General features: G+C 71.6%; 12 protein-coding genes. 2 read left to right on the top strand and 10 right to left on the bottom strand.

What is annotated here, in order from left to right:
• Window positions 1-6 precede the first annotated feature (6 nt).
• Complete coding sequence (locus ACGFIW_RS28150) at window positions 7-1146, bottom strand: hypothetical protein (protein ID WP_393321816.1); 1140 nt, start codon at window positions 1144-1146, stop codon at window positions 7-9.
• A gap of 239 nt (window positions 1147-1385) precedes the next feature.
• On the opposite strand from ACGFIW_RS28150, the gene ACGFIW_RS28145 reads away from it, so the two are divergent.
• Window positions 1386-2939 carry a gluconokinase gene (locus ACGFIW_RS28145; protein ID WP_393321813.1) on the top strand — a complete coding sequence of 518 codons (1554 nt, stop codon included), beginning with the start codon at window positions 1386-1388 and terminating at the stop codon, window positions 2937-2939.
• A 64-nt stretch (window positions 2940-3003) separates the two neighbouring features.
• Here the strand turns inward: ACGFIW_RS28145 and ACGFIW_RS28140 are convergent, their stop codons facing one another.
• Window positions 3004-3288 (bottom strand): putative quinol monooxygenase, encoded by a 285-nt coding sequence (locus tag ACGFIW_RS28140; protein WP_393321810.1) that lies wholly within the window; start codon window positions 3286-3288, stop codon window positions 3004-3006.
• Between the two features lie 145 nt (window positions 3289-3433).
• Between ACGFIW_RS28140 and ACGFIW_RS28135 the strand changes: the two genes are divergently transcribed.
• Window positions 3434-4795: a serine hydrolase gene (locus tag ACGFIW_RS28135; protein WP_393321807.1), complete on the top strand. Its 1362-nt coding sequence runs from the start codon at window positions 3434-3436 to the stop codon at window positions 4793-4795.
• Between the two features lie 7 nt (window positions 4796-4802).
• Here the strand turns inward: ACGFIW_RS28135 and ACGFIW_RS28130 are convergent, their stop codons facing one another.
• The 8 genes from ACGFIW_RS28130 to ACGFIW_RS28095 all read right to left on the bottom strand — a co-directional run bounded on the left by ACGFIW_RS28130 (window position 4803) and on the right by ACGFIW_RS28095 (window position 13834).
• Window positions 4803-5579: a hypothetical protein gene (locus ACGFIW_RS28130; protein ID WP_393321804.1), complete on the bottom strand. Its 777-nt coding sequence runs from the start codon at window positions 5577-5579 to the stop codon at window positions 4803-4805.
• A gap of 70 nt (window positions 5580-5649) precedes the next feature.
• Window positions 5650-6408, bottom strand: coding sequence for a MerR family transcriptional regulator (locus tag ACGFIW_RS28125; RefSeq protein WP_393321801.1), 759 nt, complete (start codon window positions 6406-6408; stop codon window positions 5650-5652).
• Window positions 6409-6458: 50 nt separating this feature from the next.
• On the bottom strand, window positions 6459-8714 hold the full coding sequence (locus ACGFIW_RS28120; protein ID WP_393321798.1) for a putative bifunctional diguanylate cyclase/phosphodiesterase: 2256 nt from the start codon (window positions 8712-8714) through the stop codon (window positions 6459-6461).
• A gap of 519 nt (window positions 8715-9233) precedes the next feature.
• Window positions 9234-9554 (bottom strand): zinc-ribbon domain-containing protein, encoded by a 321-nt coding sequence (locus ACGFIW_RS28115; RefSeq protein WP_393321795.1) that lies wholly within the window; start codon window positions 9552-9554, stop codon window positions 9234-9236.
• A 21-nt stretch (window positions 9555-9575) separates the two neighbouring features.
• The gene (locus tag ACGFIW_RS28110; protein WP_393321792.1) at window positions 9576-10445 is read right to left on the bottom strand and encodes an SRPBCC family protein; all 870 of its coding nucleotides are present in this window, start codon (window positions 10443-10445) and stop codon (window positions 9576-9578) included.
• Entirely contained in the window at window positions 10438-10995 is a 558-nt protein-coding gene (locus tag ACGFIW_RS28105) for a helix-turn-helix domain-containing protein (protein WP_357557742.1), read from the bottom strand. Before ACGFIW_RS28105 ends, ACGFIW_RS28110 begins: the two co-directional genes overlap by 8 nt.
• A 101-nt stretch (window positions 10996-11096) precedes the next feature.
• Window positions 11097-12440, bottom strand: a complete 1344-nt coding sequence (locus ACGFIW_RS28100) for a class I SAM-dependent methyltransferase (RefSeq protein ID WP_393321789.1) — start codon at window positions 12438-12440, stop codon at window positions 11097-11099.
• A complete protein-coding gene (locus ACGFIW_RS28095) occupies window positions 12437-13834 on the bottom strand; it encodes an FAD-binding oxidoreductase (RefSeq protein WP_393321786.1) in 1398 nt (465 codons plus the stop codon). The genes ACGFIW_RS28100 and ACGFIW_RS28095 overlap by 4 nt, the downstream gene beginning before the upstream one ends.
• Between the last annotated feature and the right edge of the window lie 60 nt (window positions 13835-13894).

The raw sequence follows: 13894 nt of genomic DNA, 5'->3' as shown, positions 1-13894 counted from the left end.
AATCGGTCACTTCGTGATGGTTCGCCGCACGCCCCGGTGTTCGCCACAGGCTTTGGCCCCACCACCGGCCAGGCTGACCGAACCGTCGCGGCACTGCACCAGGTAACCCCGCCCGGCCCAGAACTGCGGCACGCAGTCGAACCAGTCGCACACCTCCGGGGCAGGCTTCCGAATCCGGGTGCCGCCGCAGAAGCCGTACCCCAGGGGGTTCTCCGGCGCCCCGCAGAGGGGGTCGCCGGTCGTGCGGGGCTTCGGACGTGACGACGTGGTCGGCTTCGGCGCCGGGGTGACGCGGGTGAGCGCCGGGGCCGCCGGGCGGATCGGCACCGACTCCGCGCTGGGGGTGGCGGCGGCGGCGACCTCCGGGCCGCCGGTCGGGTCGGACGGATCCGACTCGATGAGCGCCGCCGGCACCAGCAGCGCCAGCGCGGCAGCCACCGCGATGGTCCGGCGACCACCGGGAACGTACGAGGAGAGCCGAGCCTGCCCGGGGGTGGCCACGGCCGGCCGGAACGGCTTGAGCTGGGCGTGCTCGGCGATCAGCTCGTCGAGTTGGGCGAGCACCGTGGCGCGCTGTTCGATCGCGTCGGCGAAGGCCAGGGTCAGCTTGAACCGGAAGTCCGGTGCCGCGTCGGTGGGCAGCAGCAACCCGGCGGTAGGCCGGCGGTCCAGCACCTGGATCAGGGTGACCGGAGACGCGGGGTCGTGGGCCAGGCCGGTCATCCGGCCGTACGCCCACTCACGCCGGCCGCGTCCGCCGAGCAGCACCAACCGGCGGCTGGTGATCACGGCCATGCCGGCGTCGGTGACGCGTACGCCGTCGGGGCGGCGCGGGCGTAGCGGCCCGGCCGGCAGAGCGACGGTGAGATCCGGGGCGGGCAGCACCGCCGTGTGCCGCACCTCGACCAACTGCGCGGCGGGCAGCGCCCAGAGCACCACCTCGTCGGCGGCCAACTCCATGGGCAGGCCCGCACCGCCCGCGGCGGAGCCGTGGAAGTCGGCGGCCAGGGCACGTAGTCGCCGCAACTCGTCGTCGCGGCGTCGCCAGGCCGTCTCGGCCCCCCGGTACGTGCTGACCCGCCGCACGTTCTGCCGGTGCGCCCACCGGTACCGCCAGGTGGAACCCGTCGAATCAGTCTTCGCCACGCCGACTCCTTCGCCGCGTAGGCCACCAAATCTGGGTGTCTCCTCGTTCAACAGCCACGGCGCGGCACCCGGAAACGCCGAAACAGGCGAAATACCCGATCGGCCACCGAAACGACCCAGTCGGCCGATACTGCCACGTCGACGGTTCTCCTGTGCGCGTGTCGTGCGGGGGCGGTCGCCGTCTCGGTAACGTCAGCCGGGTGGCGTCGCCGCCGCACCGCCGCACGAAGGGGGTGAGCATGCCGCAGGACACCCGGTCCGGCGTGGTCATCGGCGTCGACATCGGCACCACGAGCACCAAGGCCGTCGCGTACGGCACCGACGGGCGGCAACTCGGCAGCCACTCGGTCGGCTACCCGCTGAACGACCCGCAACCCGGCTACGCCGAACAGGACCCGCACCTCATCCTCGACGCGGTGCTCAAGTCGGTAAGCGTGGTCGTGGCCGAGCTGGTCCAGCCGGTGGCCGGGCTGTCGTTCAGCTCCGCCATGCACAGCCTGATCGGGCTGGACCCGGACGGCAACCCGCTCACCCCGTCGGTGACCTGGGCCGACTCACGCTCGACCCAGCAGGCCGAACGGCTCCGGGCGGTCCCGTCCGGGCTGGCCCTGCACCGGCGCACCGGCACGCCGATGCATCCGATGTCACCCCTGCCCAAGCTGCTCTGGTTCGCCGAGCAGGAGCCGAAGCTCTTCGAACGCGTCGCGCACTGGGTGGGCATCAAGGACTGGGTGCTGCTGCGGCTCTGCGACGCGCTGGTCACCGACCACTCGATCGCCTCGGCCAGCGGCCTGCTGGACATCCACCGGCTGGCGTGGGACGGCGAGGCGCTGGCCATCGCCGGCATCACCGAGGAGCAACTCCCCCAACTGGTCGCCACCACCGCCGTGCTGCCCGGCCTCACCCCGCAGGCCGCGGCCGAGACGGGCCTGCCGGAGCGCACCCCGGTGGTGGTCGGCGCCGGGGACGGGCCGCTCGCGAACCTGGGCCTCGGGGCGGTGCACCCCGGCATGGTGGCCTGCTCGATCGGCACCAGCGGCGCGATGCGGGTGATGGTCGAGCGACCCGGCGTGGACCCGCTCGGCGGCGTGTTCTGCTACGCGCTGACCGAGCACCGCTGGGCGGTCGGCGGTGCGATCAACAACGGCGGCATCGTCCTCAAGTGGGCCGGCGCGGCACTCGCCCCGGATCTGGGCGAGCACGCCGAGGAGGACCTGGTCGCCCTGGCGGCCCGCGCGCCGGTCGGCTCGGGCGGGCTCATCATGCTGCCGTACCTGCACAGCGAACGGGCACCACACTGGAGCGCGCTGCCGCGCGGCGCGTACGTGGGGTTGACCCACAACCACCGCCGCGAGCATCTGGTCCGCGCCGCGCTGGAGGGGGTCTGCCAACAGCTCGCGCTGGTGCTCAGCTCGGTGCGGGCCGCCGGCAACGAGGTCCGCGAGATCCGTGCCGGTGGCGGCTTCGCCCGCAGCGGCCTGTGGCGGCAGATGCTCGCCGACGTGCTCGGCCTGCCGGTGAGCTTCCCGGCCGCACACGAGGGGTCCAGCTTCGGCGCGGCGCTGCTCGGCATGCAGGCGCTCGGGCTGATCGCCAGCATCGACGTCGCCGCCGACCTCGTCCGGATCGAGGAGACGATCCGCCCCGACCCGGCCGCCGCCGCCACGTACGCGGCGCTGCTGCCGCTGTTCGCCGAGCTGTACGAGGCGCTGACACCCACGTTCACCTCGCTCCGCCGGATGGCACCCGGCCTGCCCGCGGAACCCGAGCCCGCGGCCGGACCCCCGATGTGACAGCTCGGCCGGCCCACCTCGGGTCGACCCCGCTCCGGCTCGACCTGCCACCGGGGCGAGCGGGTCAGGCGGCCTCCACGCCGGCGATCAGGTAGCGCTGCACGTCGGCGTCGAGGATGGCCGCCTCCTGCGCGTCACTCGGCCCGGAACCACGAAACGCCGCAAGCTGCTCGGCGGACTCCCAGCGTTCGTAGACGTGGATCCGGCCGGGCTCCAACGGGTCGGCCGCGAGCAGGAAGTCGAGGCAGCCGGCGGCGGCACGCGCCTGCGTGATCACCTCTTCGCAGCCGGACAGGTATGCCTCGCGCGTGGCCGGCTCGACCTGCAGACTGCCTGCGATGATCAACATGCGGTGCCTCCGGGGATTGGTGTGCGATGCCGCTCAGTCATTTCTATACCTGCGTGTCATCACGCTCGCCGCGACATCGCCGCCCGGACGGGTGACGCCGGTCCCGTCGACCCCACCCACCCCCGGCGCTTCATATCGTACAAACGTGAGAAAAAGCGACAAGAGGCGTTCATCTTCCCTGCGGGGAGCCGCTGTCCGCGTACCTCGGAAAGGGCTGGCGGCGGCGGTCGCGCTCGCCGTGCTGGCCACGACGGGGCCGGCCACCGCGGACGGCCCCGGGCCCGGCGCGGATCCGGCGCGGCAGGCCGAGCCGGGGCAGCAGGTCGAGTCGGGCGGCGGGCAGGGCCACGAGCCCGGTGTCGAGCCGACGCCGGAGCGGGCGCCGACCAGCGAGGTGTCCTGGTTGTCGTTTCCCGGTGGGGTGTTCGCGGTGGACTCGCTCGGGCACACCGTGCGCTACCGGGCCTGCGACGGTGACACCGGCCGGGTCGCCGACCCGGGCATGCTCGTCGCCGCCGGGGTGGCCAGCGGTGCGGTCGTCGTGGGGGGCACGGCCTACCGTTACCGGGTGCCGTTGACCGGCCGCGGCGAGGGCACCCTGGAGGTGATCCAACGGCACCGCCCGCCGGTCGAGCTGACCGGAGTGGTGGTCACCAGCCCGCAGCCGCCCACCGACCCGGTCGCGGGAGCCCGGCTGTTCCCCCTCAGCGGGCAGCTCGCCCGGGTGGTCGCCGACGCGAGTCTCAACCCGGCCGGGGTCACCGTTCGCGACCTGTCCGGCCGGTACGGCGACCAGCAGATCGCCGTCAACGGCGCGCTGCGCCCCAAGGCCGCCAGCGTGATCAAACTGTGGATCCTCGTCGAGCTGCTCCGCCGGGTCGACTGTGGACAGGTCTCGCTCGACGACGGCGTGCTGGTCACCCCGCAGGACGTGGTCGGCGGCACCGGCCAGCTCCAGTTCGAGACGTTCCCGCAGGTGGTCACCCTGCGTCGGCTCGCCCAATACCTGATCAAGTTCAGCGACAACGTGGCCGCGAACGTGCTGATCACCTACCTGGGTGGGTTCGCCCCGGTCAACGCGCTCATCGACTCGATGAACCAGCGCTCCACCATCCTGGCCCGCCGGATGCTGGACAGCGCGGCGGCGCAGCGCGGCGAGGAGAACTACACGAGCCCGGACGACGTGGTGTCCCTGCTCGGCGCGGTCTGGGACGGCGAGATCCTCACCCCGGCCTCCCGCGACCTGATGATCGGGTTCATGCGGGAACAGACCCTCAACACCAAGATCCCGGCGGCGCTGCCACCCGGGGTGTCGGTGGCCCACAAGACCGGTGACCTGCCGGACGCCTCCCACGACGTCGGCTACTACCTGATCCCCGGCACCGAGACCGCCGTCGCGTTCCTCACCGCCGGGCCGATGGCCACCGGTGACGAGACGGTCCGCCGAATGGCCCGGACCGTCTACGACTTCCTGGTCACCCCCACCACCGGAGGGGTCGAGGAGTGAGCCGGGGTCAGGCGCCGGGAATGTTCGCCGGTGGGTCCTCGCCGACCAGGTCGGCCGCCGGCGGGTCGGCCGACACCGACAGCCCGAAATCCGAGTACGTCAGGTCGAGCTGGGCCGTCTGCGACTGCTCGCTGGCCAACTCGATGCGGTAGCGGACCAGTCGACCCTGCTCGTCGACGGCCGCGGTGAACGGCACCGCACCGGCCCGGGCACCGAGCACGTTACCGACCCCGTTGCCCAGCACCGCGCCGCTCTCGCGCAGGTCCAGCGTGCCGGCGTACTCCCGCACACCGGTCTGCCGCACGGTCTTCGCCGCGGTGAGCGTGCCGGCGAGCTTGGTGTTGTCCAGGCCCTGTTGGGCAGGCGGCGAACCGGGAGCGCCGACGTGCCACCAGGTCTTGCCGTCCCAGACCGGGACGCGGCGGTCCGGGGCGCTGATCCGCACGTAGACGTCCGGCCCGGTGGTGAGCCGTTCGATCTTCACCGCACCGGCGGGCACCTTGAGCGAGGTGGTCTCCAGACCGCGCTTCGTCAACGGGTCCCAGAGCACCACCGTGCCGTCCCCGCCCGCGGTCCCGCCGGTGTCCAACGTCAGCTTGTAGGTCTGCCTGTCGACCTTCGCGGCTGCCGCCGTCAGGACGCCGGCCGGGTCGGTCGGGGCGGGCGACGCCCCGGCGCGACCCGCGTCGGGGTCGTCGCCGGTGGCCACCAGCAGTGCCCACACCCCGGCGGCGACCACCACGGCCAGGACGGCACCAGCGGCGATCAGCTTCGGTCTCTGCACGGTCATCTCCCCGGGGGCGGCGCGGTCCGGCCAGAGTAGCCGGACCGCACGCGCCGCTGTCCCGGGCCGATCAGGCGCGGCTGATCGCGTTGGCGTGGATGGCCTCGTTCAGGTAAGCGGCCAACCCCGGGGCGATCTTCTCGTAGTACGCGGTGAACCGCTCGTCGGCCATGTACATGTCGGCCAACCCGGTCTGCACCTCGTACGAGCACTCGTAGAACCAGCGACTGATGATCTGCCGGTGCTCCTCGGCCAGGTCCATCGCCTCCGGGCCGTCGGCCGGCGCGCCCGAGGCCATCAGCGCGACGATCCGTCGACCCCAGTCCTCGTTCTCCGCCTTGATCCGCAGCCAGTCCTCCTTGGTGTAGCGCGAGGCCCGGCGGTTCGACTCCCGGTACGCGTCGGTGCCTCCCCAACGCTGCTCCGCCTCGGCCTCGTACTGCTCCGGCTTGAAGTCACCGAAGACCTCGAACCGCTCTTCCGGGGTGAGTTGGATGTTCAACTTGCTCGCCTCCATCGCGAACTCGATCGCCGTGACCATCTCCTGCAACCGCTTCATCCGTTCCGTCAGCAACTCGTGCTGACGACGCAGGTGGGCGGCCGGATCGGCCGCCGGGTCGTCGATGATCGCGGTGATCTCCTCAAGCGGGAAACCCAGCTCCCGGTAGTACAGGACGAGCTGCAACCGTTGCAGGTCCGCGTCGTCGTAGCGGCGGTAACCGGCCGAGGTCCGCCCGCTCGGCGAGAGCAGACCGATCTCGTCGTAGTGGTGCAGCGTCCGTACCGTCACACCGGCGATCTTCGCCACCTGACCCACCGTGTACGCCATGGTTCCCCTCCCTTCCGGAAACCAGGCTCCCGCCTGCCGTTACGTCAGGGTCAAGTCCGATTCTGGCCCACCATGGCGGGGGCGTCCGGCCGCCCGTACAGATAGCCCTGACCGCGTGGGCACCCGATCGCGGCGACCGCGTCGTGCTGACGCTCGGTCTCCACCCCCTCGGCGACGACAGTCAGGTCGAACGCACCGGCCAACCGGGTGACCATCTCCACGGTGGCGTACGCGCGGTCGTCCGACCCCAGCCGGGTCACGAACGACCTGTCGATCTTCAGCTCGGTCGCCGGGATGCGGTGCAGGTAGCTCAGTGACGAGTAGCCCGTACCGAAGTCGTCGATGGCGATCCTGATGCCCAGTTCCCGGAGCTGGTGCAGTCGTTCCAGCACCGCCTCGGTGCCCTCGATCAGCGCCGACTCGGTCAGCTCCAGGGTCAACGCCCGCGGCGCCAGCCCGGCGGCGCTTGTGGCAGCGGTGACCGTGGCGATCAGATCCGGACGGCGCAGGTGCGCCGCCGCGATGTTCACCGCCACCGTCGCGTCCGGCGCGCGGCCCCGCCAGGTCGCCGCGGCCCGGCACGCCTCGTGGATCACCCACCGGTCGATCGGCAGGATCAACCCGGTCTCCTCGGCCAACGGCAGGAACTTCGACGGCGGCAGCATCCCCAGCCGGGGGTGCCGCCACCGGACCAGCGCCTCGGCGCTGCGTACCGCGCCGGTGGCCAGGTCCACGATGGGTTGGAACTCGAGACACAGTTGGTCCTCGTCGACCGCGCGACGCAGGTCGGCGATCAGCTCGGCACGCGACACGGCCGACTCGCGCAGCGCCGAGGTGCACGTCCGGTACGCGGACTTCCCGGCGGCCTTGGCCGCGTACATGGCGATGTCGGCGTCGCGCAGCAGGTCGGTGTGCGAGGCGTGCTGCGGGCCGAACTCGGCGATGCCGATGCTCGCCGAGGGATGCACCCCGACGTCGTCCTCACCGTCGGAGGGCCGCAGCGCGTCCAGCAACCGCTCGGCGAGCCGCTCGGGTGAGACCGGTCGGTCACCGTCGACAAGCACCGCGAACTCGTCCCCGCCGAGCCGGGCGATGATGCCGTCGCCGTCCACGACGGCCCGCATCCGAGCCGCCAGCCCGGTCAGCAGGGTGTCGCCGGTGGCGTGCCCGAAACGGTCGTTGACCTGCTTGAACCCGTCCAGATCGAGCAGCAGTACGGCCACCGGCCGCCCCTCCCGCAGGGCCAGGCGCAGCCGCCTGTTGAACAGCAGCCGGTTGGGCAGCCCGGTGAGCTGATCCCCGTACGCGAGACGGCGCAGCCGGACCACGAGCCGCAGGTTCTCGTTGGCGGCCAACCCCTGCCGCACGGCGAGAGCCGCGAGCAACCCCATCATGGTCACGAAGACCAGTTGCGGGGTCTGCCCGCTGGGTCGGCGGGCCAGCACCACCGCGACGATCGCCCCACCCACCGGCAGGTACGGCAACGCCACCCGCCACCACGGCGGCAACGGCGACTCGGCGGCCTCGTCGGTGCCGTCGCAATCCGGCGGTGGCGGCTGCCGAGTGGCCAGGCCGATCAGCAGGTAGCTCACCGGCCAGCACAGGTCGATCGGGTGACCGGCGCTGTAGTCGGCGCGCGCGACCAACGAGACGTAGACGACGTCGGCGACGACCCGCAGGGTGAGGCTCGCCGCGAGCATGCTCATCGGCCGCCACATCGGCCGGCCCGGCCCGGACACCGCGACCAGGATCGTGAGCTGCATCAGGTCGAACATCGGGTAGAGCAGCCCCAGCGTGCGCGCCGGGTCGGCCAACTCGGCGGCGGCCACCCCACGGAAGACCAGCACCCAGCTGATCGGCACCAGGGCCAGGGCCACGATCACGCCGTCCAGCAACGTGCGCGCCCGCCCCACCGCGCTCCGCGGCGCGGACGGCGAACTGAGCAACGCGGCCGTGCCGGTGAGGATGCCGGCGGTGAAGACCACCCCGACCACTGGCGTGTGCGGCAGATCACCGCCGACGAGACGCTGCACCGTCCAGATGGCCCGCCCCAGCGCCGCGAGCGCCATGGTGACGGCGAGCAGCGTCCAGAACCGGCGCAACGGCGCCGGGTGCCGACGCGCCACCCCGACGCACGCGATCGTGGCCCAGCCGGCCACCAGCATCCCGCCGACATCACTGACCAGGGCGGCACCGGGCAACGCGGCGAACAGCCAGCACGCCTCCACGAGGATGACCGCGGCCGCCATGATCGCACCGGCGGGGTTGAGCCTCCCCACAGCCTGCTTCACGTCCTGTCGGGACACGGGTGCTCCGGCTTCGTCGTGCGTGCACCCTCGGAAGGACCGGTCCACGGCAAACCCCGAAAGCCTAGCCAGCACCCAGGTACGCCGCCAGAGCCGAACGCCCGCGCTGGTCGAGCCATCCCCGGCGCTGCGCCCAGAGCGGGGCCGGGGCCTCCCCTGTACGCCCCCCTGTAGAGCTGCCCCGCGGGTGGGGCAGAGCGGCACGCGGGCCTGTGCCGGGCTGCTTCCCAGCCGACCCTCCACGCAGCACCAGACCAGTGCCCCACACCCGGGGCAGCTCTACAGGGACCGAGAGCGGTGGCAGCACCCCGGCGGCGGCCACCTCGACCCGGATCAACAGCGACCGCCGGAGCGGTTCCAGGGTGAGCGGGGCAGTGCGGTGCCGGCCAGCGGGCGGCGAGCGCGTCGGCGTCTGCGTCGCCCGGGGGTGCAGGGCGGACGGGCGACGGTGTGTACCGCCACGTCGGCCGGGGGCATCGGTCGGCCGATCAGCCAGAACAGGAGGCGATCCATCCCGGGTCAGCCGACCGGGAGGCGTTCGGCGTCGGACTTCGAGATCTCGTACTGCGCCGCGCAGAAGGTGCACTGCTGCGCGTACCGGGTGCGGATCGGGATGAGGGGGATGAAGAAGAGTGTGAATTTCGTCGACCGGCGGGTGATCACCTGCGCGGCGTGGTTGCCGCAGTGGCGGCAGACCTGCTGCACGACACCGGATCGGTCGACCTTGGTACGCAGACCAAAGATGAAGAACATCGCCCGCCAGTACCCACCCAACCGCGAAAAGTCACCCCGCAGCGCCGACGAACGCGCCGCGAGCGCCGATCTCTGCTGGATCGGCACTCGCGGCGGGGTGTCGGTGACTCAGTTGGCGGGCTGGGGCTCCAGGCCGGGGACCTCCTCGGCGAGCCAGATCGGCTGCCAGTCCGGCACTTCGTGGTAGCGGCGCAGCTCGGCCAGGCCGGCAACCGACCCGCTCCAGGCCGCGTACGGCGGGTTGGACTCGTCGAAGCCGCTCTGCACGAAGGTCAGCGTGGTGCGACCGTCGGACTCGGCGAGCTCCCAGCTCGTGACACCGACCGGTCCCCAGTCGACGGACATCTTCCGGCCCGGCTCCAGGTCGACCACCTTGGCCGCGTAGCCGCTCTCGAAGCCACCCATGGCATACCGGCCGCCGACCCACGGCTCGATGCCGATCGGGTAGCCGAACCAGGCACTGGACTGCTCGGAGTCGGTGAGCGACTCCCACACCTTGTCGGCCGGGGCGGCGATGACCAGCTCGCCGCGCAGGTCGGCGGAGGTGAAGTCGGTGCGTGGCAGCAGCGGCCGGCCCTCCAGGTGGGCGGCCAGGTTGGCGATGGTCAGCGCCCAGAACGTCTGGAGCACGCCCCGGATGCTGGACCCGCTCATCGCCTCGGCGAAGTCGAAGTGGCTCTGGGTCAGCGTCAGCACGGTGCTGTCCGGGCCCTCGGCGGTGAGCTGGAACTCGCTTGTGGTCTCCACCCCGTCGAGCAGCCAGCCGAAGCGCAGCGTGTCGTCGTCGGCGTGCAACAGCCGCTGGTGCGGGGCGTCACCCTCGGGCGTGTAGCGGCCCCAGAACTCGTACCGCTGGGGCAGCTCGACCTCGGCGTGCTCGGCCAGCCAGAGACGCAGCTCGGCCGGGTCGGTCAGGGCCTGGCGGACGCGCCCGACGGGTGCGGAGAGGCGGGCCTGCACCTTCAGTGGTTCAGTCATTGTCGTTGCCTTTCGGATAGCAGGCCACGGCGAGCTTGAAGGCATCTCCTTCGCTGCCGCCGTAGCGGGTGAACAGGTCCTGAAGTGCGGTTTGCAGGTCGTGCAGGAACTGCTGGCGCTGCTCCGCGGGCACCCGGATCGCGCCGGAGACCCCGATCGAGGGCAGCTCGGGCGCCGCCCGGTCCAGGGCGGCGATGTCGGCCTGGACCTCCTCCATCAGGTCGAGCAGGTAGCCGAGGCTCAGCTCGTCGCCGGCCCGGCGCAACCCGATCCGACCGACGAGCCGGGGGGACAGCCAGTACGACCGGGCGGCCGCCTGGTAGATGCCCTCGGTGATGCCGCGGACCTTGCGTTCGTTGACCAGCTCGACGAGGCCAGCCGCGACGAGCTGCTTGACGTGGTAGTAGACGCGTTGTGGCGTCTGGTCGAGTCGAGCCGCGACCTCGGTGCAGGTGCGCGGTTCGGCGAGTTGCCGCAGCACCTCGACGCGCTGCGGCTTGAGCAGGACTTCGGCCTGCTCGATCTGTTCCAGGTACAGGACATCTCTCATGGCAAAACCAGTTTGTACGTACAAAATTTGTTTGTCAATCGGTTCGCGAGAAGCCGCGCCGACTTTCTTCGGCGCGGCTTCAGGCAACGCTCAGCAGGTGGTCAGGGCAACCAGTCGGGCCGCAGCGGGTAGCCGTTCACACCGTCCGGGCCGTTGTGCGTGGCCAACACCTGGTGCAACTGGATGCCGTTGCGTTCGAACGCCATCCGCGACCCGGCCATGTAGAGACCCCACACCCGGGCGGTGCCCGCACCCACCTCGGAGACGCAGAAGTCCCAGTGCTCCACCAGGTTGCGGCACCAGGCGGCCAACGTCAGCGCGTAGTGCTGGCGCAGATTCTCCTCGTGGTGCACCTCCAGCCCGGCGTCGTGCACCTCGCTGATCAGCCGACCCGGACCGGCCAACTCGCCGTCCGGGAAGACGTACCTGTCGATGAACGCGCCGGAGCGGTGCGGCGCCCGATTGTCCGCCCGCGTGATGGTGTGGTTGAGCAGCCGACCCCCCGCCTTCAGCCGGGAGCGCAGCGCCCCGAAGTAGGTCGGGTAGTTGCGCACCCCGATGTGCTCGGTCAGCCCGATCGAGGAGATGGCGTCGAACTGCTCGGCCGGCGCGTCCCGGTAGTCCAGATGCCGCACCTCGGCCAGCCCGGTCAGCCCCTCCCGCTCGATCGCCGCCTGCGCCCACTGCGCCTGCGCCTTCGACAGGGTCACCCCGAGCGCCTTCACGCCGTACTCGCGGGCGGCGTGCCGGACCATGCCGCCCCAACCGCAACCCACATCCAGCAGCCGCATCCCCTTCTTGAGCGCCAGCTTGCCGGCGACCAGGTCGTACTTCGCCGCCTGGGCCTGCTCCAGCGTGTCGCCCGGAGACCGGAAAACCGCGCAGGTGTACGTCATCGAAGGGCCGAGCACCTTCTCGTAGAAGGCGTTGGAGACGTCGTAGTGGTGCGAGATCGCCGTGCTGTCGCGCACCCGCGAGTGCCGCAGCCCGTTCATCACCCGCTTCCACCGCGGCTGCGCCTCCTGCGGCGGAGCCGGCGGTGGCATCAGCCGCTCCCAGCCCAGCCCACGGACCAACGCCAACCCGTCGGCAAGCGACGGTGGGCGCAGGCGCAACTCGTCCTTGAGCACCCGCAACGCCTCGTACGGGTCACCCGGGTGCACCCCCTGCAACGCCAGGTCACCACTGACGTAGGCCCGGGCCATGCCCAGGTCGCCGGGAGCGGTGAGCAGGTAGGACAAACCCCGCTCGGAACGGATCGCCAGGGTGATGCCGGCGTCGGACGGGCCGACGGAGCTGCCGTCGTACCCGGTGATCCGCACCGGCAACGGCCCGGCGGTGACCGCGCGGACGACATCCGCCACGGTCGGACCCGTCTGCCGGCCCCCCGCTGGCGGGGTGGCGGGGACGCTTGCCGCCCCCTGGTCTCTGTCGGTCAGGCTCATGCTCGTGCTACCGCCTTTTCGTACAATCCCGTCAGCCGGTGGTCCGGGTCGTAGCGGTCTTTCACCGCCCGCCACGTGTCGCCGCCGTACAGGCGATCGAAGGCGTCCCGGTCGTAGTACGCGTCGGAGTAGAGCGACTTGTGACCGCCCAACTCCGACACCCTGCGTTCGATCGTGCGGTTGACGTCGCCGTCGGCGGCGCCCGGCGCGATCGGCACGCTCCCCCAGAACCCAATGTTGACGTAGTCCTGCCCTGGCCGGAGGGGATACAGCGGCCACGACCGCGCCGAACCGGCACCCGCCGGCTCGCGCAGCCGCAACGGGCACAGCCACACCGGGGTCATCCCCACCGCGCCGGCGAACCAGCGCAGGAAGTCGGCGGTCTGCTCCAGTGGGATCTCCACGTCCTGCACGACCCGTTCCCGGGCCGGCTGCCCGCGCAGCCTGTCGAGCCGGGCCGCCACCTGGTGTTGGTGCTCAAGGCGAACCAGCCGGTGGTAGAAGTCGCTGCGCCGGTAGCGCGCCGGCCAGAGCCGCCGCACGACCGGGTGCTGCGCGCCGAACGCCGCCGAGCACCAGAACCAGTCGGTGTCCCAGCGCCAGAGATAGTCGTACGCGGTGAGCACGTCCCGGGTGCGCCGGCGCAGCGACCGGTAGTAGATCGCCTGACCGGTGTAGTCGCTGGGCGGGTCGGCGGCGTCGGTGAACGTGGCGAACACCAGGTACGCCTCGCCGGGGCTGAACATCACCCCGTCCATCGCGTCGACCGGCTGCCCGGCCCACGACCTGGTCGCCGTCACCTCCGCGATCGCGTCGGTGAGCGCCGCCAGGTCGGTGAACCGGACGTTGCGCAACGCCACGTACCGGCCGACCGGTTGCAGCTCGATGCGCAGCCGGGTCGCGTAACCGAGGCTGCCCAGCGAGTTGGGGAACGCGCGGAACAGGTCGGCGTGCTCGCCGTCGGGTCGGGCGGTGACGATCTCGCCGGAGCCGGTGAGAATGTCCAACTCCTGGACCGACTCGTGTGGCAGCCCGTTGCGGAACGAGGTGGACTCGATCCCGAGGCCGGTCACCGCCCCGCCCAGCGTGATGGTGCGCAACTGCGGCACCACCAGCGGCATCAGCCCGTGCGGCAGCGTCGCGTCGACCAGGTCCTCGTAGGTGCACATGCCCTGCACGTCGGCGGTACGCCCGGTCGGATCGACCGACAGCACGCCGTTCAGGCCACTTACGTCGAGCCCCGGAGCCCGGGGAGCGGACCGGGGGCGGAACAGGTTGGAGGTGCGTTTGGCCAGCCGGACAGGCTCGCCCGTGGGCACCGCGGCGTACGACCGCCGCAGCGTGTCCACCGCTTGATCATGGTCAATGGGGTGATCCACACGCTCAGCGCGCATGTGATCACCTTACGCGCGTACCCGGGAAACCGTGGGATGTCAGCCGGGGCAGTTTCCCGC

The organism is Micromonospora sp. NPDC048935 (genome assembly GCF_043197875.1).
Taxonomy (GTDB): Bacteria; Actinomycetota; Actinomycetes; order Mycobacteriales; family Micromonosporaceae; genus Micromonospora.
This window is presented reverse-complemented; position numbering and strand designations above follow the sequence as displayed.